Source organism: Psychrobacillus sp. BM2, assembly GCF_048572895.1.
Classification (GTDB): Bacteria; Bacillota; Bacilli; order Bacillales_A; family Planococcaceae; genus Psychrobacillus.
Map to the genome: position 1 here is coordinate 1,684,445 of NZ_CP183878.1, position 23,093 is coordinate 1,707,537.

Annotated in this window: 28 protein-coding genes; 17 read left to right on the top strand and 11 right to left on the bottom strand. The window is 34.2% G+C overall.

Translation table 11 applies throughout. The features are described 5' to 3' along the window. The first annotated feature begins 43 nt into the window (after positions 1-43). The 5 genes from ACN6MX_RS07680 to ACN6MX_RS07700 all read left to right on the top strand — a co-directional run bounded on the left by ACN6MX_RS07680 (position 44) and on the right by ACN6MX_RS07700 (position 2,829). Entirely contained in the window at positions 44-352 is a 309-nt protein-coding gene (locus ACN6MX_RS07680; RefSeq protein WP_211896374.1) for a DUF4870 domain-containing protein, read from the top strand. Between the two features lie 26 nt (positions 353-378). Beyond that, entirely contained in the window at positions 379-1,209 is an 831-nt protein-coding gene (gene coaW / locus ACN6MX_RS07685) for a type II pantothenate kinase (protein ID WP_419962034.1), read from the top strand. 154 nt (positions 1,210-1,363) lie between these two features. Next, positions 1,364-1,564, top strand: coding sequence for a cold-shock protein (locus ACN6MX_RS07690; RefSeq protein WP_053589685.1), 201 nt, complete (start codon positions 1,364-1,366; stop codon positions 1,562-1,564). A gap of 133 nt (positions 1,565-1,697) precedes the next feature. After that, entirely contained in the window at positions 1,698-2,339 is a 642-nt protein-coding gene (locus ACN6MX_RS07695) for an MOSC domain-containing protein (protein WP_419962580.1), read from the top strand. 13 nt (positions 2,340-2,352) lie between these two features. Then, positions 2,353-2,829: a hypothetical protein gene (locus ACN6MX_RS07700; protein ID WP_419962035.1), complete on the top strand. Its 477-nt coding sequence runs from the start codon at positions 2,353-2,355 to the stop codon at positions 2,827-2,829. 31 nt (positions 2,830-2,860) lie between these two features. Here the strand turns inward: ACN6MX_RS07700 and ACN6MX_RS07705 are convergent, their stop codons facing one another. Beyond that, positions 2,861-3,259 carry a reverse transcriptase-like protein gene (locus ACN6MX_RS07705; protein WP_419962036.1) on the bottom strand — a complete coding sequence of 133 codons (399 nt, stop codon included), beginning with the start codon at positions 3,257-3,259 and terminating at the stop codon, positions 2,861-2,863. A gap of 115 nt (positions 3,260-3,374) precedes the next feature. Here ACN6MX_RS07705 and ACN6MX_RS07710 point away from each other — a divergent pair, with 115 nt between their 5' ends. Beyond that, positions 3,375-3,560 carry a zinc-finger domain-containing protein gene (locus tag ACN6MX_RS07710; protein ID WP_419962037.1) on the top strand — a complete coding sequence of 62 codons (186 nt, stop codon included), beginning with the start codon at positions 3,375-3,377 and terminating at the stop codon, positions 3,558-3,560. 40 nt (positions 3,561-3,600) lie between these two features. Here ACN6MX_RS07710 and ACN6MX_RS07715 read toward each other — a convergent pair whose 3' ends face one another. The 4 genes from ACN6MX_RS07715 to ACN6MX_RS07730 form a co-directional block, all read right to left on the bottom strand. Further along, entirely contained in the window at positions 3,601-3,804 is a 204-nt protein-coding gene (locus ACN6MX_RS07715; RefSeq protein ID WP_090561500.1) for a cold-shock protein, read from the bottom strand. A gap of 345 nt (positions 3,805-4,149) precedes the next feature. Beyond that, entirely contained in the window at positions 4,150-4,368 is a 219-nt protein-coding gene (locus ACN6MX_RS07720; protein ID WP_419962038.1) for a spore coat protein, read from the bottom strand. A 195-nt stretch (positions 4,369-4,563) separates the two neighbouring features. Beyond that, complete coding sequence (locus tag ACN6MX_RS07725; protein WP_419962039.1) at positions 4,564-4,992, bottom strand: spore coat protein; 429 nt, start codon at positions 4,990-4,992, stop codon at positions 4,564-4,566. Between the two features lie 28 nt (positions 4,993-5,020). After that, a complete protein-coding gene (locus ACN6MX_RS07730) occupies positions 5,021-5,527 on the bottom strand; it encodes a spore coat protein (protein ID WP_419962040.1) in 507 nt (168 codons plus the stop codon). Positions 5,528-5,843: 316 nt separating this feature from the next. Between ACN6MX_RS07730 and ACN6MX_RS07735 the strand changes: the two genes are divergently transcribed. From ACN6MX_RS07735 to ACN6MX_RS07750, 4 genes are all read left to right on the top strand, one after another. Beyond that, positions 5,844-6,476 (top strand): HD domain-containing protein, encoded by a 633-nt coding sequence (locus ACN6MX_RS07735; RefSeq protein ID WP_419962041.1) that lies wholly within the window; start codon positions 5,844-5,846, stop codon positions 6,474-6,476. Then, positions 6,473-8,353 (top strand): ABC-F family ATP-binding cassette domain-containing protein, encoded by a 1,881-nt coding sequence (locus ACN6MX_RS07740; protein WP_419962042.1) that lies wholly within the window; start codon positions 6,473-6,475, stop codon positions 8,351-8,353. The genes ACN6MX_RS07735 and ACN6MX_RS07740 overlap by 4 nt, the downstream gene beginning before the upstream one ends. Before the next feature lie 25 nt (positions 8,354-8,378). Continuing rightward, positions 8,379-9,494, top strand: coding sequence for a conserved virulence factor C family protein (locus ACN6MX_RS07745; RefSeq protein ID WP_419962043.1), 1,116 nt, complete (start codon positions 8,379-8,381; stop codon positions 9,492-9,494). Positions 9,495-11,232: 1,738 nt separating this feature from the next. Beyond that, on the top strand, positions 11,233-11,640 hold the full coding sequence (locus ACN6MX_RS07750; RefSeq protein WP_419962044.1) for a GNAT family N-acetyltransferase: 408 nt from the start codon (positions 11,233-11,235) through the stop codon (positions 11,638-11,640). A gap of 24 nt (positions 11,641-11,664) precedes the next feature. Here the strand turns inward: ACN6MX_RS07750 and ACN6MX_RS07755 are convergent, their stop codons facing one another. Further along, entirely contained in the window at positions 11,665-12,540 is an 876-nt protein-coding gene (locus ACN6MX_RS07755; protein ID WP_419962045.1) for a LysR family transcriptional regulator, read from the bottom strand. Between the two features lie 137 nt (positions 12,541-12,677). On the opposite strand from ACN6MX_RS07755, the gene ACN6MX_RS07760 reads away from it, so the two are divergent. The 3 genes from ACN6MX_RS07760 (at position 12,678) to ACN6MX_RS07770 (ending at position 14,902) form a co-directional block, all read left to right on the top strand. Further along, entirely contained in the window at positions 12,678-13,427 is a 750-nt protein-coding gene (locus ACN6MX_RS07760) for an alpha/beta hydrolase (protein ID WP_419962046.1), read from the top strand. 117 nt (positions 13,428-13,544) lie between these two features. After that, positions 13,545-13,970 carry a hypothetical protein gene (locus ACN6MX_RS07765; protein ID WP_419962047.1) on the top strand — a complete coding sequence of 142 codons (426 nt, stop codon included), beginning with the start codon at positions 13,545-13,547 and terminating at the stop codon, positions 13,968-13,970. A 95-nt stretch (positions 13,971-14,065) separates the two neighbouring features. After that, positions 14,066-14,902, top strand: coding sequence for an STAS domain-containing protein (locus tag ACN6MX_RS07770; protein ID WP_419962048.1), 837 nt, complete (start codon positions 14,066-14,068; stop codon positions 14,900-14,902). A gap of 237 nt (positions 14,903-15,139) precedes the next feature. On the opposite strand, the gene ACN6MX_RS07775 is transcribed toward ACN6MX_RS07770, so the two are convergent. Beyond that, a complete protein-coding gene (locus ACN6MX_RS07775; RefSeq protein WP_419962049.1) occupies positions 15,140-15,679 on the bottom strand; it encodes a GNAT family N-acetyltransferase in 540 nt (179 codons plus the stop codon). 776 nt (positions 15,680-16,455) lie between these two features. Between ACN6MX_RS07775 and ACN6MX_RS07780 the strand changes: the two genes are divergently transcribed. The 3 genes from ACN6MX_RS07780 (at position 16,456) to ACN6MX_RS07790 (ending at position 18,201) form a co-directional block, all read left to right on the top strand. Next, positions 16,456-16,698: a hypothetical protein gene (locus ACN6MX_RS07780; protein WP_419962050.1), complete on the top strand. Its 243-nt coding sequence runs from the start codon at positions 16,456-16,458 to the stop codon at positions 16,696-16,698. Positions 16,699-17,171: 473 nt separating this feature from the next. Beyond that, positions 17,172-17,933, top strand: a complete 762-nt coding sequence (locus tag ACN6MX_RS07785) for an N-acetylmuramoyl-L-alanine amidase family protein (protein ID WP_419962051.1) — start codon at positions 17,172-17,174, stop codon at positions 17,931-17,933. Between the two features lie 163 nt (positions 17,934-18,096). Then, complete coding sequence (locus tag ACN6MX_RS07790) at positions 18,097-18,201, top strand: YjcZ family sporulation protein (protein ID WP_419962052.1); 105 nt, start codon at positions 18,097-18,099, stop codon at positions 18,199-18,201. 620 nt (positions 18,202-18,821) lie between these two features. Here ACN6MX_RS07790 and ACN6MX_RS07795 read toward each other — a convergent pair. Continuing rightward, positions 18,822-19,334, bottom strand: a complete 513-nt coding sequence (locus ACN6MX_RS07795; RefSeq protein ID WP_419962053.1) for a DUF3231 family protein — start codon at positions 19,332-19,334, stop codon at positions 18,822-18,824. Positions 19,335-19,661: 327 nt separating this feature from the next. Between ACN6MX_RS07795 and ACN6MX_RS07800 the strand changes: the two genes are divergently transcribed. Continuing rightward, entirely contained in the window at positions 19,662-20,396 is a 735-nt protein-coding gene (locus ACN6MX_RS07800) for a polysaccharide deacetylase family protein (RefSeq protein WP_419962054.1), read from the top strand. 549 nt (positions 20,397-20,945) lie between these two features. Here the strand turns inward: ACN6MX_RS07800 and ACN6MX_RS07805 are convergent. The 3 genes from ACN6MX_RS07805 to ACN6MX_RS07815 form a co-directional block, all read right to left on the bottom strand. Continuing rightward, on the bottom strand, positions 20,946-22,094 hold the full coding sequence (locus ACN6MX_RS07805) for a tyrosine-type recombinase/integrase (RefSeq protein WP_419962055.1): 1,149 nt from the start codon (positions 22,092-22,094) through the stop codon (positions 20,946-20,948). A gap of 24 nt (positions 22,095-22,118) precedes the next feature. Continuing rightward, positions 22,119-22,490: a helix-turn-helix domain-containing protein gene (locus ACN6MX_RS07810; RefSeq protein ID WP_419962056.1), complete on the bottom strand. Its 372-nt coding sequence runs from the start codon at positions 22,488-22,490 to the stop codon at positions 22,119-22,121. A gap of 125 nt (positions 22,491-22,615) precedes the next feature. Next, on the bottom strand, positions 22,616-23,086 hold the full coding sequence (locus ACN6MX_RS07815; protein ID WP_419962057.1) for an ImmA/IrrE family metallo-endopeptidase: 471 nt from the start codon (positions 23,084-23,086) through the stop codon (positions 22,616-22,618). Positions 23,087-23,093 lie beyond the last annotated feature (7 nt).

Sequence of the window (23,093 nt, forward strand, 5' to 3'; positions counted from 1 at the left end):
ATCTAGTACAATCGTATAAAAGTAGAAGAGGAGTGAGATGAAAATGGAAAACACAGGTTTTAAAATCTTGCTTCATGCAAGTACATGGTTTGCACCTTTTTTAGTGCCGTTTATACTATTTTTAGTTGTAAATGACGAGGAAATTAAAAAGCTTTCCATTCAAGCTATTTTGTTTCAATTAGTTATGTCAGTACTTCTTACTATTTCCTTCTTTTTAATTTTTCTTCTAATCGGTATTCCGATGCTTATCATTTTTGGTATAATGGCATTTGTAGTTCCGATTATTGGAATTGTTAAAGCCATTACAGGAGACACCTTTAACTATCCTATTGTAGGATCATGGATAAAGTAAGTGTCATAACATAAAGGGGAATTAGAATGACTACTAGAATCGGTATTGATGCAGGTGGAACATTAACAAAAATAGCTTATTGGAATGAACATAATGAGATGATCTTTGAGCGATTTCATTCTTCAGATTTCCGAAAAGTTAAGGATTGGATTGAACTTAATCATCCGAATGCTTCTATCTGCGTCACTGGTGGTCGTGCGGAGCAATTAAAAGTACATTTTAGCACAAGTGAGGAAATACCATATATAGTCGAATTTGATGCGACTATGAACGGCGTCATGTATCAAATGAAGCAAGGATCAATCGAACCTAAAGCTGCTATTATAGCCAATATTGGTACGGGTACCTCTATACATATTATGCAAGAAAATATACATAAACGATTAGGTGGTACAGGTATTGGAGGTGGAACCCTTCTTGGTCTGGGTATGGCTTTAACGGGTATATCCGATTTTGAGGAGATCATCGAACAATCTCGAGCGGGAAGCAGGACAAAAATTGATGTTTTAGTAAGTGATATATACAAAAATAATAAGCTTCCTTTAAAAGGTACCTTAACAGCAAGTAATTTTGGAGGTATTTCATTGAATACTGACACACATACTAGCTCTTACGATTTGTTAGCTGGTGTTCAAGGAATAATTGGCGAGGTAGTAGCATCTCTTTGTATCCAAGTTGCGGAAGCCCATCAAGTGGAGGATATCATATACATAGGAACTACGCTTGAAGACAATGAATTACTCCAGCAAATCATTGAATCCTATACAATTTTAAAACTAAAAAAACCAATCTTTTTAGACAAACATGGCTATAGCGGTGCGATAGGGGCATTATTAGAAAACACTAAAAAATATTAGGTATAATAGTTGCATAATAAGGAAATGCGTGTTATATTTAAAGAGGATTATTTTTGTTCGGTTAGTTAGTAGGTGGCAACACTTTTACTTAACAGTGTTGAGCAAGGATAGTAACACAATGTGTGCAGCTTTTGCATACGAGGAGGATATACACATGGAACAAGGTAAAGTAAAATGGTTTAACTCAGAAAAAGGATTCGGATTTATCGAACGTGAAGGCGGAGACGACGTATTCGTACATTTCTCAGCTATTCAAAGCGAAGGTTTCAAATCTCTTGACGAAGGTCAAGAAGTAACTTTTGAAATCGAGCAAGGTCAACGTGGCCTTCAAGCTACTAACGTAGTTAAAGCTTAATTTTAAACCTAAAACTAACTTTAACAGGCTCTCACTAGAGAGTCTGTTTTTTTTGTATATTATACAACCGATTTTTTAAATTATTATGCTATGATAATAGTAATATTTTGGAGGTGTTTGAAAATTGGAAGAAATGAAACTAGTAGCAATTTCAGTAGGTAAACCTAGAACTGTGCGGAATGATTTAGGAGAAGAGCTTCGGTCAGGGATTTTTAAAAATCAGGTAACGGAAGCATATTTGACAAAGGATGGCTTTAATAACGATGGAGTTGCGGATTTAAAGCATCACGGAGGTCTAGATAGAGCAGTTTGTATGTATAGCGTGGAGCATTACAGAAACTGGTCCAAGGAATTTCAGATGAATTTCCCAGTAAGTGCAATTGGTGAAAATTTACTTGTAGAAAATATGCTGGAAGAAAACATACATATTGGCGATCGTTTTTCCATTGGAGAGACAATTATTGAAGTAACTCAAGGAAGAATACCATGCAATACGATCAATAAAAGAACAGGTGTCAAACCACTGATGAAACGAATGATTGAAACTGGTCATACTGGTTATTTATGTCGTGTTATTAAAGAAGGTCGGATTACGAACGTTGAACGTATCGAACGAATTTTTGAACATCCAGAAAAAATTACTGTTTCCTACGCTCATTCTATTTATTTTTATCAAAAAGACTTCAAAGAAGGAATAGAAAATGTACTCAAAGTAAATGAGCTAGCAGATGAATGGAGAGTTAAACTAGAAAAAATGCTATCCAAGATAGAATAGGGATGAAAAACAAATGAAAAAATGGAAAAGAGAAATTCTAATAAATGTACCAATTGAATTTGCATGGCCATACTTTTACGGAGACATATCAAAAAAGAAAAAGATATTCCCGAAAGTAGTAGATGAGGAAATCATCATGCAAACTGAACCCATTATAGGTACTGTCTTAAACCAAAGTTATCAAAATGGAGCATTAATCGAGCAATATGAAATTACAATAAAAAAATTTATCAATGATCCCGATTATAAAGCAATTCAGGAAAGTTTCCTTCTTAATAACCGCTTTAAAATGACGACAGAGTATGAATTAGAAAGTCAAAGTGACAAAAAGACAAAATTCATCTATACTTCTATAAACAAACCGAAAAATCCATTGCTGTCTATTTTTCAATTGTTTGGAAGTGACGAAGTCATTGTGAATTTTTTGAACAAGGCTAAAGTAGCAATAGAGCTGGATTTTGAACAAACACATAATAAGGAAGAACTATAATATAAAATGAATAAAATAAAACAACTGCCTTTTACTTTTTAGGCAGTTGTTTTAATACAGCCTCTCGTGCAAGAGCGTGTGCTGCTTTGTTTTGTTCGTCTGGAATCCATTTGATAAAAAATAAGTCAAATGTATCTATCGACGCTAAAATCTTCTCTAATATAGCGGCAAATTCGGGATTCTTGGCATATCTTTTTTCTACTGCGGCACAAACGATTTGAGAATCAGTACGAGCAGAGACAATGGAGGGGGATAGTTTTTGGACCTCTTCTAAACCTCTTTGTAATGCGATAAACTCGGTCGTGTGATTAGAGTATTCTCCGATAAACTCACTTATTTTTATATGGTGACCTTCTCCTTTGATAAACACACCAATTCCACTTGGACCAGGATTGCCAGTAGTTGAACCGTCAATATATACTTCTAACATATAATCACCTTTTTTGAAAAAATAATGGATATATCTAGTTTGAATGATTAGAGGGATAGTTGCAAACAAAAGAAACATAATAGTACAATTATGAAATAGTGAGGAGTAGAAATGTATGAAAAATACACAGCTAATAAATGAAATTGATTATTTATCAGATACTTATTGTGATGGCTGCTTTGTTCGGAAGCAATTACGAAAAGAAAGCGGCAAAACAATTGCGTATAAGTTTTGTATAGAACAATGCACGGTTGGTGAGAGTATAAAACAAATTGGTAGCAAATTAAAGGGTTCAAAATAAAAAAGTCCCACGACTAGTTTGCCGCGGGGAAGAAGCGTTTCTATTCGTTTTTAATCACGTTTGCAGCTTGAGGTCCACGGTTTCCTTCAACTATTTCGAACGTTACTTGTTGTCCTTCATCTAATGCTCGAAATCCATCACCTTGAATTCCTGTAAAATGGACAAATACATCTTCTCCATCGTTGTATTCAATGAAACCATACCCTTTTTCATTATTAAACCATTTTACTTTCCCCTGTTGCATAAACGTTCCTCCCTTAATCCACTAAAAATTCTATAAATGGATACATAAACTATACTTGAATTGTCAGTCTTCGTCAATAATATGTCGAATTTTAGCAATTTTATATGGAAATTATTCAAATATCCTTGAAAATTATTAATGAAGATAAGAAAGTAAAAAGAATAACTAAAATGATAAAGTCCTCTCTGCGCAACATTATAATTAATTGAACTAAATAATGAAATTGTTGATAAATGGCTTAGTATTTACTAAAGGTTCAAAATTGACTTAACTACAAAATATAAAAGACTAGGAATGAAATTAATCTTTTTTCCTAGCCTTAAATATTTGGCTGATATATATAATTTATTTCGAATTCTTCATATCTGTATTAGGTTGATCAGTAAATGTGCTAACTTGCTGAGTTAAATCTTCAACTAATTCCTTTAGTTGCTTTTTTTGTTGATCTGTCAACTTTTCTTTGATGTTTTCTGGATTAATACCATTTCTTCTAAGTGTATCATCCACTAGAAGATCAATTACTTTGTTTGAAATAGCGTTTGGTTTTTCCGGTAAATTACTCACATTGTTCACTCCTTCAGTTAAAATCCGCTCAATATTAACATATGCAACTACAGGAAAATTGAGCAGTTTAAATGAGTGGCTATTTCTATAACATTAGGAATAAGTTTCTGTGTTACGTGTTCAAAGTAATACTTTTCTTTAATGCACAGAAAAAATCCAACTAAATTTGGTCAAATGTTTTTTTCAGCGTAAAAACTATAGAATATCTAATTTTGCAACGATAGCTACAAGAATTTGCAACATAGCCTGAATATTAACTGCCAAGTCGGTATCCGTAGTTGTCACGGAAATATTTCTAGATCCTTCGACTATAGTTGTTTGTACATTTCTTTGTTTTGTTTTAATAAATTGGTTTAGGTCTTGAGTCACTGCTCTTCCTTGGTCAGAATCACCAATAGTAACACTTATTACAGCTGCAATAGCTGCTTGTATTCCTAGTTGTAGTGATATAGCAGCTTGTGTATCTGTAGAATGTATTTCTACGCCTTCAGAATCCTTTACGATAATCCGTTCAAATGATTGTTGTTTTGTAGATACTGATTGTTTCCCATCTTGTAGAACATCACTGTCATTACCACTGGGATCATCACAATGATCTAAAGCTCTCCATTTTCTTTTCTCCATTATTTTTATTCACCTCTTTTATTTTTGATTAAAAAATATCTAATTTCGCAACTAATGCTACCAATACTTGTAACATAGCTTCGATATTAACGGATAAGTCCGTATCTGTAGTTACAATATTGACGTCCTTTGAATTATCTACATAAATTTTTTGTTTGTTCGTTTGCTCATCATTAAACTGTTGGAACAATTCTTGTGATACTGCTTGACCTTGAATAGTATCACCAATTGCTATGCTAATGACTAGTGCTATAGCAAGCTGTAAGCCTACTTGTAGTGAAACCGCTGCTTGTGTATCTGTTGACCGAACTGTTACGTTACAAGAATCTTTTATCCAGATTAATTCGTCTGACTCTTGGTCGACAGATGAAAACTGACCACCACCTTGAAAAACTGTTGCTTCTTCATTACTTCCAGTGGAAGACCAGTTGTTATCTTCTTCCCCCTGTTCCCAATGATGATTATTGCATCGTTTGCATTTTTTAGTAGGTTCTTCACAGACGTACTTACAATGCGTGCATTTCCAATGACTCATTTTATAATCTCCTTTCTTATTTTTTTCCAGGTTGCAATAATTTTACAACCGGTTTTATATAACATATGAGCTTTTAAAAGAAGGATATAGTTTATTTGACCAGACTACTAAAACTATTTTAATTGAGTGAGAGAATGCATATTACTCTACTCAAAATAGGTAGAGAGTTACTGTTGAAATACTGAAATTTAAATTTACTATATGTAAAAGTTGGTGAATATGGTTCGAGTCCATTAAAATAAATGCAAATATTACAGTCAAAGAGCTTTATTGTATATAATAGAGAGGATGAAACAAACCTGAGGAGAATTTAGAGATGAATCCTATTGAGCAATGTGAGAATTTAGTCAAAGACGTGTACATGCATTTTGATGCTAGTCATGACTTTCAACATATAGAGAGAGTACGTAAAAATGCTTTTGAGATTGCAGATACAGAACCTTCTGCAGATATAGAGATTATTGAGCTTGCTGTTTTACTTCATGATGTGAGTGATCCAAAATATTCTGCAGCAGAAAAGCAAGAGGAAGAAAGAATTATTAAACAGCTAAACTTATCGGAAGAAAAAATAGCTCAAGTTAAACATGTGATTAAAGCTATATCATTCAATGGGGGTCATGAACTAGAAGCGGAGACGCTAGAAGCGAAAATTGTTCGAGATGCGGATAGATTAGACGCAATTGGTGCAGTAGGTATTGCCCGAACATTTGCTTTTGGCGGTGCAAAAGGAAGACAACTATATGATGCTTCTGAAACTCCAAGAGAAAATATGTCAGTAGAAGAATATCGTACGAAAAAAACAGCCTCTGTTACACATTTTTATGAAAAATTATTAAAGCTATCTGAAGGAATGCAAACAAAAAAAGGGAAAGAACTTGCGATTGAACGACATGCCTTCATGGAACTATTTCTAGAAAACTTACGTAAAGAAACAGGTGAACAAATATGAGTCATTTAATCATTTCTAATTTAACAAAAACAGTTGGTGAAAAAACTTTATTCGAAAATATTTCCTTTACTATTAATAACCAAAATAGAGCAGGTTTGATAGGTATAAATGGAACAGGGAAATCGACTTTTCTATCTATTATTGCAGGTGAATTAGAAGCAGATTCTATTGATCGAGATCATCCGAACAAATATCGCATTGCTTATTTAGAGCAGCAGCCTACTTTTGAAAAGGATGAAACAGTTATTCAAACCGTATTTGGAGGAGATTCTCCTATATTAAAGATTAATAGAGAATACGAAGAGGCTTTAGTGGCGTTAATGGAAAATTCGGATTCAACCGAACTGCAAAACAAATTGATGGACCTGCAACAGAAAATGGATGATTTACAAGCTTGGGATGTCAATTCATTGGCTAAGACTGCTTTAACTAAATTGGGTATAACTCAATTTGAAGAATCTATCCTTCATTTATCTGGAGGTCAGCAAAAAAGAGTTGCGCTTGCAAAAGTGTTAATAGAACCAGCGGATCTTTTATTGTTGGATGAGCCAACAAACCATTTAGATAAAGAGTCAACTGATTGGTTACAGGAAATGCTACAAAGAGTAGAAGGTTCTATCATTTTTGTAACACATGATCGATACTTTTTAGATACAGTTGCAACACATATTTATGAGCTTGCAGATAAAACATTATATACGCATACAGGTAATTATGCAGATTATTTAGAGTCAAAAGCTTTACGTGAAGAGATGAATGCTGCTTCTCAGCAAAAACTCCAAAATTTATATCGCAATGAACTAAAATGGATTCGCAGAGGGGCAAAGGCAAGGTCTACAAAACAAAAAGCAAGAAAAGATCGATTCGAAGAAATAGATGCAAGTATTGACCGAGATAATTCAACCCTAAATTTAGAGTTGGAAATGGTTACAACTAGACTTGGAAAACAAGTATTAGAAGGAAAAGGTATTTCTAAACGATTTGATACTAAAAATATTGTGGATGATTTTTCGTTCTTACTACAAGCGGGAGATCGTATTGGTATTGTAGGGCCGAATGGAGTAGGGAAAAGTACGCTTCTTAAAATGCTGGCTGGGGAAGTTACGATGGATGCTGGTGAAATTATTAAAGGCTCCACAGTTAAGCTAATGCATTTTACTCAGCAGTTACCAGAATTGAATCCACAAACAAGAATGATTGAATATGTTCGTGAATCATCTGATTTAATAGAAACTGGCTCTGGAGAAAAGTTCTCTGCAGCTCAAATGCTGGAGCGATTCTTATTCCCGTTAAACACACATGGTACGCAAATAGGAAAACTTTCCGGTGGGGAAAAGAAACGTCTAGTACTTTTGAAAATGTTGATGGAACAACCAAATGTATTATTCCTAGATGAGCCAACAAATGATTTAGATATCCAAACATTATCCGTACTGGAAGATTTCATGGAATCTTTCCCGGGTGTTATTATTACCATTTCCCATGACCGTTTCTTCTTAGACCGCATTGCCAAAAAGTTATGGCTATTAAATGGTGATGGAACGGTAACTGAATGGCTTGGGGTGTATTCAGATATGTTGGATGCACCAAAAGATAACCCAAAGGAAATAGTAGAACCACTTAAAGTGGAAATATCTGAAAAAGTCACAAAAGAAAAGAAAAAATTTTCCTATAAAGAACAAAGAGAATGGGAAACTATTGGACAAGAAATTGAGCAAACTGAACAAAAAATAGAACAGCTAGAAGGTAAAATGCAAACTGCTGGTTCTGATTTTACCTTATTGCAAGACATAACGGACGAGTTAGCAGAAGCTAACGCTAAGTATGAGCAACTAATCGAAAGATGGTCCTATTTGGAAGAAATAGCATCTTCTTAACTTTACTTACAGGAGGTATGTACGCATGAAAATAGTAACAATTGAGCCTACACCAAGTCCAAATACGATGAAAGTTGTAATTGATCAAGAGCTTCCTTTTGGCAAAAGTCATAACTATAAAAAAGATAATATAGCTGATGCTCCAAAGGAAATTCAAGCTATCTTTGCAATTGAAGGAGTTAAAGGAGTTTACCATGTGGCAGACTTCCTTGCTATTGAGCGTATTGCGAAGTTCACGTGGGAGACGATATTAGCCAGTGTGGAAAATGTTTTCGGAGCTGAAAATGAGGAAGCAAATGAAGTAGAAAAACCATTAGAACATTACGGAGAAGTATACGTACATGTTCAGCAGTATAAAGGAATCCCTCTCCAAGTAAAGGTATTCGATAGTGAATCTGAATCGAGATATGGATTATCTTCCCGCTTTATTAAGGCATTGGATGAAGCGATGGAAGGCGATAAAGAAAACTATCTTTTATTACGTAAATGGGTAGATTATGGGGTCCGTTATGGGGATCAAAAGGAAATAGGAGAACAGTTAGTAAAAGAACTAGAAGCAACTTTTCCAGAAAGTAGGCTTCAGCAGTTAATTGAAGATAAAGATATAAACGAAGAAGATAAAAAACCTATAAGAGCACCATTTACATTAGAGCAGTTTGAGGTCAGTGAATGGGAGCAGCGTTTTCAGTTGCTAAATAACTTGATCAATCCAGAAATAGAGGATCTGCCTATACTAGAAAGAGCAGTAAGAGATGAACAAGTCTCTATTAGACGATTGGCTACAGTTTACCTTGGATTAATAGAAGACGAGGCAGTTGTTCCTTATTTAGAAATGGCTCTAAAAGACAAAAGTTCAGCAGTTAGAAGAACAGCCGGCGATGCGATGAGTGACCTAGGTTTTGAACAATTTGTCGATGCAATGAAGATTGCTCTATTCGATAAAAATAAATTAGTTCGCTGGAGAGCAGCTATGTATTTTTACGAAGTAGGCGATACAGAAGCACTCCCTGCACTTAAGGACGCAAGGGATGATAAAGAGTACGAAGTGAAACTCCAAGTGCTAATGGCTATTGCTCGTATTGAAGGTGGAGAAGAAGCTAAAGGATCCGTTTGGAAACAAATGAGTGAAGCGAGAAAATAGAATGGTATACACAAGAAAGTTGTTCGCTATTAGGAACAACTTTTTTGTGTTTTGATTTAAAAAGCAAGCTGATATATTAAAGATTATTATATAAAAATGTCCTATGGATATTGGGTTTGTGGAACTTGAAAGAATGAATATGCCGTGTAGTACTCTACTATGAGATTTGGCATAGCTTATCGCTTAGATAATAATAGCAGTCAAAGTTAATATAGTGATAAAACCGTCTGTTGAATAAAGGACACTATTTTGTAATGAAGAATGAAGCAAGTAGATTTCCTTTTTTTACTAGTGAAAATAAAGAAAAATAGTAAGTAGTTACTAAATAAAGAAGCGAAATAGCGAACGAAATTATCTTATCTCTAGTTGTCCAAAACCGCATTAACCTGTTTTTAAAAGTTGTAGAAGGGTGACGGACAGAAAAAGTGAAACTTCAATCAGTGGGGCTTTTTTTCCACTGATTGTTAGTTGAACCATTCGGGTTTTTACGGGCAGTTATCTACTGCCCGTTAATGTGGGATAAATGTCCTAAAATTACCGAAAAAGGAGAGACTGGTTGTGACGTCAGTCACAACCAGCCTCTTTAAAAAATACTCGTTAATAAAATAGCAAAGCGTCTGCCAAAAGCCCTTCGAAAACGATAGAAACAGGTTTTGAACTTAAAGGACTGGGCATTCTTCTTGCCCGGTTTTTCTTAAAGATTAAGAAAATTTATAAAAATATCCCATGAACACTGGATTTTTGGCGTTTTTAATAATGAATAATACTATGATTTCCGTTTCAGGTGGACGCTTTCCGCGGGGTGAGCGATGAGCTATCACCGTCGCTAACGCGTCGATGTGATATCTCATCTGTCTCACTCATCCCGCCGGAGTCGCCACCTTTCACTTCAATCAATTAGTGTTAGTACCCGATTATGAGATTTAGTATAGCTTATCTCTTAGCTGATAAGATTGGTCAAATTATTTGTAATGGATTTTGAATTAGAAATGCAATCATCCAATGATAGGGGAAGAAAGCGGATTTCTTTTGTACTAGTGGAAGTATAGAGAAATAGTAAGTGTTTGCCAAATAAAGAAGCGAAATAGCGAACGAAATTGTATCTTCGTGAGCTTACTCTATGAATAGTTAGTAGCTTTTCTCTAGTTAACCAAAAATGTATTAACCTGTTTATAAAAGTTGTAGAAGGGCGAGGGACAGACAAAAGCTATAAGATTACCGAGAAAAGAGATGCTGGTCGTGACGTTAGTCACGACCAGCTGCTCAAAAAAAACATTCGGTAATACTAAAGCAATAAGTCTGTCCAGAGCACCTCGAAAACGTTAGAAACAGGTTTTAAACTATAAGGACCGTGCGTTTTTTTGCTCGGTTTTTCTTATACAGATGTTCGCTATATAGGAAAGATCATCACTTTATAAATCATACATCAGACATTTATCGTTCCGCTAATGGATAAATCCACCATTTCGTAAGTAAATCAGTATCTTGAGCAAGTAAATAAATATGGAGAGCAAGTTACTATAGAGGGGTGCAAATAACTTCCCTAGGAACGTAAGTAAATGACATACCAAAGCAAGTAACCGACTTACTAGTAATTAATCTCTCTTTTAGAAAAGCGATTTTTCACATGGATATGCGCTGTCACATTCTACATATATAGTACACAGGATGTAGCTATCGCTATTGCGGTTTGCAAGATGCATCTCCTTGTTTTTATCAGAAATTGGAGGAAGAACAAATGGAATTAATTGACTCAAAAACGATACATCCTCAAATGGAGGAACTATTATGCTTTGCCACATCCAAAGAGAAGGTGAAAATAGAGTATCATTATTACTTATCAGCACCAAATAGAATGTTGTATGGGATGATTATTGAAAATGATATTGTTGGGTGTATTGGAATAGAGTTTGTTTCTCCGAGTATATGTGAGATTAAGCATATTGCTGTTAATCCAAATAGTAGAAAGCGACAAATTGGTAGTAATATGATTTATTTTATTCTCAAGAAATTTCAAATAGATTCTATTTTTGCAGAAACGGATATAGATGCAGTTGACTTCTATGCTTCCATCGGATTTACGATAACGAGTCTGGGTGAAAAGTATCCTGGTGTAGAGCGATTTCATTGTGTATTTAGTAATTAATAAATTTACTACTGATTAAAAATACTACCTTGTCAAAAAATAATCCAAAACAAATCGATGAAATAACTTTGCAGCTGGAGATAGATAGCGATCTTTTACAACAGCCACACCAATTACACGTTCATATCTTGCGTCTTCAATTCTCAATTTAGTCATCCTATCCATTTCTCCTCCATACGGCAAAATGGAATAACCCAATCCAGCAGCGATAAAACCTGCAACAGTTGCTACTTCATCTCCTTCAAAGGAAATAATAGGTTTTAACCCCTCATTCTCGAAGATTTCATCTGTCGTTTTTCTAAGTGCATAGCCTTTTTTTAAACCTATGAATGATTCCTTAGCTATTTCTTTTAGTTGAATGCTCTTACGCGTTGCAAGCGGGTGGTCTGCCTGTACTATCACAAATAATTCATCTCGCCAAAGTTCCGTCCATTCAATCGGATTTTCGTTTTCCATGGACGCAAGCAAACATAAATCTAAGCTCCCTTGTTTTAGTTCTTTCAACTGAGTATGTGTATGATTTTGCTGGAACTGAAAGGTGATATGTGGATGCTTTTTATGAAATGCACGGATAATATTAGGAACAGTACTTGTACCTAATGTATGTAAAAAACCAAGAGAAACTTCTCCATGTTCTGGGTTTATAAAATGCTGAATTTCCTCTAAACCATCCTCCATTTCTTTCATAATGATATGGACCCTCTTTAAAAACAGCTGCCCGTATTTATTCAAAATGATAGAGCGACCTTGGCGATCAAATAATGGAATCCCAATTTCTTGCTCTAAACTTGCGATAGATCTACTTAATGCTGGCTGAGAAATAGCTAGTATTTCTGCGGCTTTCGTCATATGTTGAATTTTTGCAAGTGTTTGAAAGTATTCTAATCGTTGCCACTCCATTGAATCATTTCCCTTTCTCTTTATGCATGCATAAAAGGTATCATTTTAATAAGAATAATAAATTATACATTATAAATAGTCAATGCTACTATTAATTCAACAGATTAATACTTTAACGAAATAAAGGGGATATTCAAATGAAAGTTGTAGCACCTAAATCTTTTACATTAGTAGGTGGGAAAAGAGCAGTATTATTGCTTCATGGATTTACTGGGAGCACAAAGGATGTAAAAAGATTAGGACAATATTTACAAAAAAAGGGCTATACTTGTCATGCTCCTATGTATAGAGGCCACGGAGTTACACCTGAAGAATTGTTATTAACAAGTCCGGTAGAGTGGTGGCAAGATGTAGTGGATGGGTATAATCATTTAAAAAACTTAGGATATGAAGAAATTGCAGTAGCTGGAATATCATTAGGAGGAGTTTTCTCCCTTAAAGTAGCAGAAGAATTCCCAGTGAAAGCTGTTGTATCGATGTGTGCACCTATAAAGCGAAACAGCGCGGATGGGTTATTTGATCGATTATATAATTATGCTAAAATCTATAAATCATTTGAAGGCAAATTAAAAGAAGAAATAATAGAGGAACTAGAGACATTAAAGAATACAAACAGAGAATCCTTAGACGGAGTTCAGGAAATAACAGAAATGACTAGTAATGGATTAGCATTCATCCAATCACCCACTTTAGTCCTTCAGGGATCGTTAGATGATGATATCTATAAGGAAAGTGCTTCCTACATTCATGAGCAAGTGGAAACGGATGAAAAAGAAATTATTTGGTATAAAGAATCTGGCCATATTATTACCGTCGGAAAAGAGAAAGACAAAGTATGTGAGGATGTATACGAATTTCTCAATCAGGTCGAATGGATCGCTTCCTAATAACTTCTTAAAAAAACCTTTTACTTTAAAGCGTGTAAATGCGCTAGATATGTAAAAGGTTTTTTATTATGGTGATTGTAGTATGATATGTAGTAACATGATCTGGGAGGAATACCGTTGAAGTTTATCAAAGTACTTTTTGGCATTGTAATTTTTTTAGGTATTATCGTAGTAGCAGCTTATTATTTTGGGCCAAAGCTAGTTGCCGATCAAGTGATGGAAAAGGTTTCTGTAGAGCTTCAGGATAGCGGGCAGCTGGAAACGATAAAAGAGGAAATTGAAAATGATCCTGAACTTCAGGAGTTTATAGCAGAAGGTAAGGATGTAGATAGTAGCAAGCTTCCTTTCCAAACAAAAGAAGAAGCCACAAGAGCCCTTATTACAAAGTTTGGCATTGGTGAAATCCGAGAAATCCAATCAAAAGCACAAAATGGAATGACTGCAGAAGAAAAACAGGAAATTTTTAATAAGCTAGAAAGCAATTTGACGGAAGAAGAAATGCTCGCTTTAAAAGTTTTGGCTTATAAGGAATTGACTAAATGAGTATAGTTTTACAGATTTGAGGGAATCCCATCCTCTTTTGCAGAACTTTATATAGTATAGTTATTATAGAGAGAGTGAATACAGGGGGTAAATTAATGGAAAATGAAATTGTGTTCTTAGGGGAAAGAATTATTGCAAATAAATTCCTTATAGCAAAAGATGTAAATGATAGCAGACTAGTTGAATACACAGATTTAGAAAGAGAACAAGTTGCTCCTTTTGAACAAGAAATTATTAATATTCGGGCTAATTTTATTGGAATTTTCGGTGAAATCCTTAAGAACCGATTGGGAGAAGAAGAATCATTTGAAATTATTTCAAAATGGGGTATGGAAACTGGCGAAATGATTTATAAGACTGGTGCTTCACTTGAAGAAGCGTTAAAGGATACTAGGTATTATCGATCATATATTTGGAGAGCGATTAAAGATGAGGTCATGTCAAATAATATATCCATGGAAACTATTTTTACGATTGGATCGATAATTGATCCGTTAATGGACCATGCGGCTTATGCATTTAGTTTGGCCTATATAAAAAACTTCGAACAAAATATGACTAAGGCTAAAGAAGCTCTAATAGAGTTATCAGTTCCCGTAGTTCCTCTAAAAAAAGGATATGCAATTTTGCCACTAATCGGAAACTTAGATACTGAAAGAGCAAGAATCTTGATGGAGGAGACAACGAATACAGCTTTAAGATTAAATCTAGAAAAACTGATTATTGATATATCAGGTGTATATATTGTTGATACAATGGTAGCAGATCAGATTTTTAAACTAATAGATGCACTCAAGCTATTAGGTGTTGAGACGATTCTAACTGGTGTACGACCTGAAGTTGCACAAACTATGATTGGTCTTGGAGTTGATTTCAGCGGAATAAAGGTAGCTACAAATGTTGAACGTGCAATGATAGAGTTTCATATCTGATGTATACGTGAATAACAAAATTAAATATTTAGAGATATTGTAAAACTCTTCACTGTGCAAATTAATTAAATAAATTTTCTAGGAGCGTCCATTGCGGGCGCTCTTTTTCAGAATAAGAAATTATTTGATTATCTTTTTCATAAACCTTTACAAGAAATAATAAAGAAAACCACTCATAATTATCACATTTGAGTGGGGGAATTAAGCATAGCATTGCTAAGAATTAACAAACTAAAGTTAATGATTTGGATTTAATATAGCTAACATTTGATGGTCTTCCCAACGTCCATTAATTTTAACATTTTTTCTTGCTATTCCTTCTTTGTGAAAGCCAACTTTTTCTAAAACTCGAATGGAACCTATGTTATCTGGCATCACTCCTGCTTCAATTCGATGCAAGTTTAGAACTTCAAAGGCATAATTAACAACCAGATTAGTAGCTTCGGTAGTATAACCTTTGCCATTTTGTTCTTGGTCTAAGGAATAGCCTAAAAGCGCACTTTGACGAGGTCCACGGAAAACTTGAAATAAGCCGATAGTGCCTATAAGAACGTCCCCATTGATATTAAAAATTCCAAATCGATATTCTAACTCTTGTTTTGTATTTTGTTCCCATTTTCCAATTAATTCTTTTTGAGTTTCTAAAGTCCAGTAATTTTCTGGATGAGTTATAGAATAGTTTTCAAAAAACACTCTATTTCTCTTTTCTAAATTTAGTAATTCGGTAGCATCTGATAGGACAAGCGGTCGTATGTAGACATTTAAGGTTTTGGACATCTAATCTTCCTTTCTGATTTAAATATACCTGACATATTATATTATAATGGAAAAGAAGATAATTTAGTTAGTAGAGATGCATTTCGAAAAAAACAATGTGACAATAAAAAAAGACCCTTTTTAAGGCCTTATAGATTTTATTTCACCGTTTACATATTCCTTAAGGATTAGTAATTCCAATACGTCTTGTGGCGAATATTTATAAGAAGCATGCTCAGGAACAAGTTCGTTGAATTGTCTAACTAAGTCATTAAGCGTTTCAAAATAAAAATTATTCAACGTTACTTCAAATTTAGTAATAGCGTTCACCTTCTTCTTTTTTTGAAGCATTAACCATTTTACTATAATTTATTCAATTGAATGGGATATCTGATGATTAACTAAAGATCCAGAATTTCGTTATAGGCCGAGTGGTGTCGCTATAGCCATAACTTTTGTTTTAAATAGCATAGGCTAGGGCGATCACAAAAGCATTAACTATAAGTACTTTAATCCTTGCAGAAGGAGCTCATGGAACCGCTAGTAGTGGATTATTAATGTTGAGAAGTCACTTTTCAATATTTCTTTCGCTTGCACTATCGATAAGAATTGTGGCTAGTATTTTAATAGGCTGGTTATTCGCATAAACTTATATAGGAGTATCTTTTCCTTTTGTAGAATATTGGTTAGATAGTGAACCAACAGAGACCATGATAAAAGAACATTATGTGTCGAAAGCGAAAATAGAGAATTTTTTCCTCTTGTGTTGTATATTGATTGTTAAGGAGGGATTATTCATGATTAACGAAGAAGTAAATAAACTATCAGATATTTTGTTACAAAGTCTGTACGATTATCATTTTGCTAATAATGGCGGAAGTTATACATTACCTAAAGCAATGGTAAATGCTGACGTCAATAGTAAACAAGCTATTGAATACCTTATCGAAAAGGAATATGCCATAGATAGCGGAAATGGGTCAGATAACCTAGTTTTAGCAATAACAGCGCAAGGCATGGACTATATTAAAAACAAATAAGTGATCATCAGAAGAACGTCCACCCGGGCGTTCTTTTTATATCCGTGTATCTTGTCACGGCACAAAACGGTTTGCCTATTCGACCAATTCTTTATAATGCTATAGAAAAACTTCATAAAGCTCCAAGCGGAAAAGAATAAGTGTAGAGCGATATCCTGAAATGGCTATTTAGTATAGACTCACATTACATAAAGAAAATGAGATATTACAAAGCGAAATACAAAAAAGAAACAGATCTAAATAAGAAAACACATAATGAAGATCAATTGGAAAGTATATCTCTTAAGCTATCCATTTTGGTGGCTGTATTTGGTTTAATCATTATAACTCAGGTCTAATAGATTTGGCTGAATACAATAACTATGTGGATGCATTTAAGTTAGGTTTACTCGCTGGTGGAGTTGTGATGGATCCTACAACATAAAGATTATCTGATAGTAAACAAGTATTAAACTAAGAAATGAGGTGAGATTATGGCAATAGCAACAAATTTTTTAATAGCTTTAGATGATGGTCATGGAATAGACACCGCAGGGAAACGTACTCCCATAGTTACAGAATTGGGACGAGAAATTAAAGAAAATGAGTTTAATAGGGCAGTAGTAAAATATATGGATGAACATCTTATACAAATTGGTTTTAAGACCTTGCTTGTTGCTCCAACTGATGCAGACACTTCTTTGGATGCTAGAACAAACTTAGCAAACTCAAAAGGTGCAGATGCTTATATTTCCATACATTTTGATGCAATGGGGAATGTGTGGGGGGCAGTTGAGGGACATTCCGTATTTGTTTATCCTGGATCAATTACAAGTAAAAAGCTTGCTGAATGTGTAACAGAATTTTTAATACAAGGCACCACTCAAAAATGGCGAGGAATCAAAGAGCAGAACTTACATGTACTCAGAGAAACGAAAATGCCTGCAATCCTTTCTGAAAACGGGTTTATGGACAACCCTCGTGAAGCAAGACTTATGTTAGACATCAACTTTCAAAAAGAAGTTGCTAGAGAGCATGTTCAAGGTATTTGTAAATACTTTGGAGTGGCTTATAAAGAAAAAGAGGAGGTAACAGAGGTGGTGCAACCTAAACAAACAGTATCGGAAACTCATGCTGCTGCTTGGAAGTGGGCTAAGGAAAAGGGATACCTTAATGGTGAAAACCCTAAAGATCCAATTACTAGAGAACAACTGGCCACTGTATTAAAACGAGTACACGATGATTTAAATAAGTGATTACAAGCCCTTCAATTCAAAAGGGGCTTTTTTTATTTGAAAGAATCTTAGTAAAGATTTACCACAGAACGATAAAAATAAAATTCATCAACACAAGATAAATTGCCTTTGCCATCTTATTATCTCTGCATAATGTATATAAAGTAATAGGAAAGGAGGGGGAATGATGTCTGAATACGGTGGAAATGGTCAAAGTGGCTCTAGCTTTGTATTGGTTGTAGTGTTGTTTATCTTACTAATTATTGTAGGAGCAAGTTTTATGTATTAAAAGTAATAGGTTCGAGATTAAGAGGGAAAGTTTTGCCAAGATAACATACTATTTTGTCATCGGGTAAATTTTGTCCGCTGTACCTAACGACTTTAAGAAAATAGTTAGTGAAATGATAGATGCTTCCTATTTAGAAACTTCCCTTCTAAAAAAGCGATCTTCTCTTAATTTGATATGCTCCCCATAAGGTAGACAGATTAATAAATAAAATCTGTTTATCTAGGGGGAGTATTTTTTTATTTGTCCAAAAGTTAATATTAAATATTAGTTAAAAAATCAAACTAGCGTTCTTATGATAGGTAGAAAAAGTAGGGACGAGTATGCGTATAAATTTAATGAAATGCATGGTACTTAATTAACTAGTTGAGTTAAGGTATATGAATTCTAAGGGTAATATAGCTACTTTGATCCATTCTTCGGTTCGGGGACCATAGGATTTGTATCTCTAAAAATGGAGGTAATTTCCTTGGTATTGAACTTAATCTAGAGATATAAAGTTAGCTGAAAAGCGTTTAAGTGATGTACAGTTGGAGTTAATACATGAAATGTGAAAATGCTTAGTACAACAACTCATTGATTCAAAAAAAGGAGCAATCAAAAATAGATTGCCCAGCGAATTATTATTCTTTATCTGGTGAGTTTAAATGTAATGGAGGAGGTACTAGCCAACCTTTATCTTTGTTTAATCGCAATAGTTTTGCTCCTAATTGGGCTTTGCTCAAATGGAACTGACCATACATTAAAGCAATATCTTCTCTAATGCACATGCCCATTGCTTGACTGCATGCTACTAAACCAGCAGAGACATCCATTGAAAGTGCTGCACTGATTTCTGGATCGCTAAATCTAGCACCAGGGGGAATATCCTCTAATCTTGCAACCGGGCGTTCAGGAAGTGCAGGAGGTAGCGCAATACCATTTATTTTTAATATTACTTCTAGTTGCTTATTTTCATCTTTCATAACTTGAATTGATTCTTCAATGATTTTTTCTAATTCCTTATCACCTGTGTGATTAATAAAAGTTTGATAAGCACCAATTAAGCCATTATTAGTAGCTATATTGGTCCAAATTCCAAATACTTCACCATAATGTAATGGTTCATCTTTTGGATTTCCACTAAGTATTCCCATAATTACACTCCCTGATGATTCATATTTTTTCATACAGGTCTAGGATGTGCGGAGTATTAAGATTTATACATTTGTCTGGGAAGTTTAAGCTTTATATACAGCAAAGTTTCAATTCGTAGTTCGACCAAAATAAGTGTATAAGAAATTATAACTGTTTTTAATGCGGCAAAAAAATGGTCTGAATTAAAAAGGGACAAAACGTAAAACGTATAATTAGATTAATGGATATTTTAATAACTAAAATTTTTGGGGAAGGTATAATATTTTTCGTAAAGTAAAAAGTAAATAAATGTAGATAATATTAAACGATTGGAATGATAAGATGTCATGATAAAGAGATACACTTTTGTACTATGTTTAATTGTTTTTGGAATAATGTTCGTTCTTGCTTCTAACTCAAAAGTTTCAGCAGTTAAAGACAGATTCCACTATGAAAATACTGGAGAAATAGTGTGGGAGATTGATACAAAAGAAAAAGTCGTGGCTCTTACATTTGACGACGGACCTCATCCAAAATATACAGCAGAGATACTAGATATTTTAGCGAAACATAACGCAAAGGCTACATTTTTTATTGTTGGAGAATATGCCGAAAAAAATCCAGATTTAATTTTACGACAATACAATGAAGGACATGAGATAGCAAATCACACCTATACTCATCATAGAAAAACAACACTATCCAAATTAGAAGTAGAGTTAAAACAAACTGATGATTTAATTTTTGGTATTACGGGTTATCGTCCAGAACTTTTTCGTCCAGTAGAAGGGCAATACACCGATCAAATGATTCAAAGAGTTGCAAAAAAAGGGTACCAAGTGGTGATGTGGTCTTGGCATCAAGATACAGAGGATTGGAAAAATCCAGGAGTGCAACGTATAGAAAAAAAAGTATTAAATGGTGTAGAGCCAGGCAATATAATTTTATTTCATGATGGTGGAGGAAATAGAAGTCAAACTGTTGAAGCCTTAGAAAAAATTGTTGAGGAGCTTCAAAAACAAGGCTATGTATTTGTAACAGTGTCAGAACTTATAAAGATAAAAAATGTAGCTGAAAAATAGGTTAAGAAGCTACTGCTTACCTGTTAACTAGATAAGACTAGAGCCTAGATCAGCAAAATTTACAGGCTTCCCAGACTACTTTGGGCTCTAGTTACAACATTATAATCTCAGGTATTATCATTTTATACAATACGAACATAACGGAGAGGTAAAGAAGTGAACATCATGCCAATTACTAAAGATTTTACAAGTATACAAGAATCACAGTTTTACTGAAAATGATCATATCGAATTTAGTGGCGGTAGAAATTATCAAGGAAAAGAAGGGTAACAAAAAAGTCTTAATAATCACGAAAATCCCGAAAGAGTATGTGAAAAGATGAAAACAGGGTATTAGCTTATGTTGTGAAAATGTTGTTATAATAGGAGATGTGAAACTAAAAGAAAGAGGGCGAAATCATGAATGCATACGATGAGTATAAGCATTCAATTCCTACATGAACATTGTTATATCAACGTTTATGTAGGAAAAATTTTATCTATTTAAAGAAAAAGTCACAAAAAGATAACATTTATCCTGGTTTTCTCCCAAACTCAGTTTTTTTAGTTTTAATCCTTAAGTAAATCAGTAAATTTAGCATGCATTTTTTGTGAAGCATTATCTCTCATTCCACCAGTTACATGTAAATAAATTGCCGTCGTTGTTTTCGAATTTTTATGTCCAACACGATTCATAATGAAATTTAAATCCACTTCAGCTTCTGCCAGTAAACTAATATGAGTGTGTCTCAAGATGTAAGTTCGAAATTGTTTTTTTATAGACGTTTTTTCGCCTAACCTCCGGACAGTTTGATTTAATGATTTAACAGTAGGGGGGATACCATCTATATCTCCAAATACATAATCCGAAAGGATCCATTCTCGATTTACACGATATTGAAATAACTCTTTCAACTTTTCAACAATAATATCATCAATATCAACTGTTCGAATACTGCTAATGGTTTTGGGAGGGGTTAGTTCAAAGTCACCTCGTAGACTTTTCTTAGCGTAAGTAGTTTTGTTAATTCGAATACTTTTCTTTTCCAAATCAATGTCTTCATATTTTAAAGCAATTGCTTCCCCTGGACGTATTCCTGTAAAGGCAATGGTATAGATTAATGTCCGATTCATTATGTTTCGGTGACCATCTACAGTGTTTAAAAATACTTTTAATTCATCTGTTTCCAGATACAACTTCGATACATCCTCACCGTTTGTTTCTTCAAGTGTTAGCTTCTTCTTTGGGACGAATACTGCATCTACAGGGTTTACTTCAATTAAGCCAACTTCTTTAGCATAATTGAAAATCATCTTTGCAGCATTGTGAATTCCTCTAAGCGTATGATAAGCTGTGCCTTTTTCAAATAAATCGTTTAATACTCGTTGTAAATTGAGGGTTGTGATCTCAGTTGTCTTCCGCTGGGCTATATATTTATTAATTACAGTAATACAGTATGCCCGATATTCAACTGTAGTTTCCTTGTTTCCTTTTAAACGGTAAAGATTTAACCATTGATCGCTGAATTTATTAAATTTTACTTTCGAATCAAAGCTATGTGATTTTTTAATTTCTTCAATAACTTTTTCAACTCTTTCTTTAGCTTCTCCTTTGCTTTTGCCACGCCTAGCAATTTGTTTGCGCTTTCCGGTAAATGGATCAACCGGACCGTCCACGATACATCTCCACGTAGTTTTATTAATTTGTTTAAAATGCATTAATAATCACCATCCAGTTTTCTGTTACTTAGAGACACTTGATTGAATGATCTCCCACATGTTTTTTAGTTTTTCAACGTCATCTTCTTTGTTATTTGGTAAAGATTTATACCATAGTTGTAACGAGAGGTTAGTAGGAAATGGTTCTTGTAATTCAGGATTAAATTTCTCGTCATCCAAATATCCGGAAATTTTAATTAGTTTCATGTAATCATATTTATATGCTTTAGCTATTTGATGTAAAGTTTCTGGTGAAGGCTTTACTGGTTTGCCTGTTCGCTTATCAATTCCGTTTTCAAGAAGTGATAAATAAGAGTAACTAATATTCATCCGTTTAGCTGCCGCTCGTAATGACTCATCTCCTCGTAGTTCCTTTAACAAATCAGCTAGTTTCATAGATATTATCATCCTTTCTCAAGATAGACATAAGCGTTCATCCCATTATTATTGTCGCTGTGATTTTGAAGTGTGACGGTCACATATGTTGTTGTAAATCAACAATTTGTTAGTCTTCATTTAAGCTATCTATATACGTTTTGCATAGTATTGCACACATATTGTTGCAATCTCTTTTCTGCAAAATCACGTTCGACACCAAACTTCTCCTGAATCACCCATATCGCTTTTGCTTCTGTGTTAGGTAATTCTAATTTATCTAACATAAAAGTAGGCACACAAGCGTGATATGCAAAATTAGATGCCTTCCACTCCTGATACTCCATAAAGGAGAAGGGGAGGACACGTTGATTTCCATTATGCCACTCAATATGACAGAGTTCATGACCAAAATCTTGCCACTGTTCGCATTCTGTTAACCTATCATCTATTAAAACGGCATCCGAAACTGTCATTGAGCCGTAGGGTAAGAAGATAATTGTTTTACCTAACCTTGCAGCTATTTCTTCCATATCTAGTTGATGAGGCCAATATATGCCGATACTGTTGTACATTTTCTTCACGTATTCTTCCATCAAGTTGTATGTGTATCCCATGAAGTTA

Coding starts and splice junctions, on each gene's coding strand:
- ACN6MX_RS07795 (WP_419962053.1), bottom strand. CDS start 19,334: ATGGGAATACTTAGTGGAAATCCAAAAGATGAACCATTACATTATGGT.
- ACN6MX_RS07760 (WP_419962046.1), top strand. CDS start 12,678: ATGAAAGTTGTAGCACCTAAATCTTTTACATTAGTAGGTGGGAAAAGA.
- ACN6MX_RS07745 (WP_419962043.1), top strand. CDS start 8,379: ATGAAAATAGTAACAATTGAGCCTACACCAAGTCCAAATACGATGAAA.
- ACN6MX_RS07690 (WP_053589685.1), top strand. CDS start 1,364: ATGGAACAAGGTAAAGTAAAATGGTTTAACTCAGAAAAAGGATTCGGA.
- ACN6MX_RS07785 (WP_419962051.1), top strand. CDS start 17,172: ATGGCAATAGCAACAAATTTTTTAATAGCTTTAGATGATGGTCATGGA.
- ACN6MX_RS07780 (WP_419962050.1), top strand. CDS start 16,456: ATGATTAACGAAGAAGTAAATAAACTATCAGATATTTTGTTACAAAGT.
- ACN6MX_RS07790 (WP_419962052.1), top strand. CDS start 18,097: ATGATGTCTGAATACGGTGGAAATGGTCAAAGTGGCTCTAGCTTTGTA.
- ACN6MX_RS07715 (WP_090561500.1), bottom strand. CDS start 3,804: ATGCAACAGGGGAAAGTAAAATGGTTTAATAATGAAAAAGGGTATGGT.
- ACN6MX_RS07770 (WP_419962048.1), top strand. CDS start 14,066: ATGGAAAATGAAATTGTGTTCTTAGGGGAAAGAATTATTGCAAATAAA.
- ACN6MX_RS07815 (WP_419962057.1), bottom strand. CDS start 23,086: ATGGGATACACATACAACTTGATGGAAGAATACGTGAAGAAAATGTAC.
- ACN6MX_RS07725 (WP_419962039.1), bottom strand. CDS start 4,992: ATGGAGAAAAGAAAATGGAGAGCTTTAGATCATTGTGATGATCCCAGT.
- ACN6MX_RS07805 (WP_419962055.1), bottom strand. CDS start 22,094: ATGCATTTTAAACAAATTAATAAAACTACGTGGAGATGTATCGTGGAC.
- ACN6MX_RS07730 (WP_419962040.1), bottom strand. CDS start 5,527: ATGAGTCATTGGAAATGCACGCATTGTAAGTACGTCTGTGAAGAACCT.
- ACN6MX_RS07705 (WP_419962036.1), bottom strand. CDS start 3,259: ATGTTAGAAGTATATATTGACGGTTCAACTACTGGCAATCCTGGTCCA.
- ACN6MX_RS07695 (WP_419962580.1), top strand. CDS start 1,698: ATGAAACTAGTAGCAATTTCAGTAGGTAAACCTAGAACTGTGCGGAAT.
- ACN6MX_RS07750 (WP_419962044.1), top strand. CDS start 11,233: ATGGAATTAATTGACTCAAAAACGATACATCCTCAAATGGAGGAACTA.
- ACN6MX_RS07810 (WP_419962056.1), bottom strand. CDS start 22,490: ATGAAACTAGCTGATTTGTTAAAGGAACTACGAGGAGATGAGTCATTA.
- ACN6MX_RS07700 (WP_419962035.1), top strand. CDS start 2,353: ATGAAAAAATGGAAAAGAGAAATTCTAATAAATGTACCAATTGAATTT.
- ACN6MX_RS07710 (WP_419962037.1), top strand. CDS start 3,375: ATGAAAAATACACAGCTAATAAATGAAATTGATTATTTATCAGATACT.
- ACN6MX_RS07755 (WP_419962045.1), bottom strand. CDS start 12,540: ATGGAGTGGCAACGATTAGAATACTTTCAAACACTTGCAAAAATTCAA.
- ACN6MX_RS07680 (WP_211896374.1), top strand. CDS start 44: ATGGAAAACACAGGTTTTAAAATCTTGCTTCATGCAAGTACATGGTTT.
- ACN6MX_RS07740 (WP_419962042.1), top strand. CDS start 6,473: ATGAGTCATTTAATCATTTCTAATTTAACAAAAACAGTTGGTGAAAAA.
- ACN6MX_RS07800 (WP_419962054.1), top strand. CDS start 19,662: ATGATAAAGAGATACACTTTTGTACTATGTTTAATTGTTTTTGGAATA.
- ACN6MX_RS07735 (WP_419962041.1), top strand. CDS start 5,844: ATGAATCCTATTGAGCAATGTGAGAATTTAGTCAAAGACGTGTACATG.
- ACN6MX_RS07775 (WP_419962049.1), bottom strand. CDS start 15,679: ATGTCCAAAACCTTAAATGTCTACATACGACCGCTTGTCCTATCAGAT.
- coaW (WP_419962034.1), top strand. CDS start 379: ATGACTACTAGAATCGGTATTGATGCAGGTGGAACATTAACAAAAATA.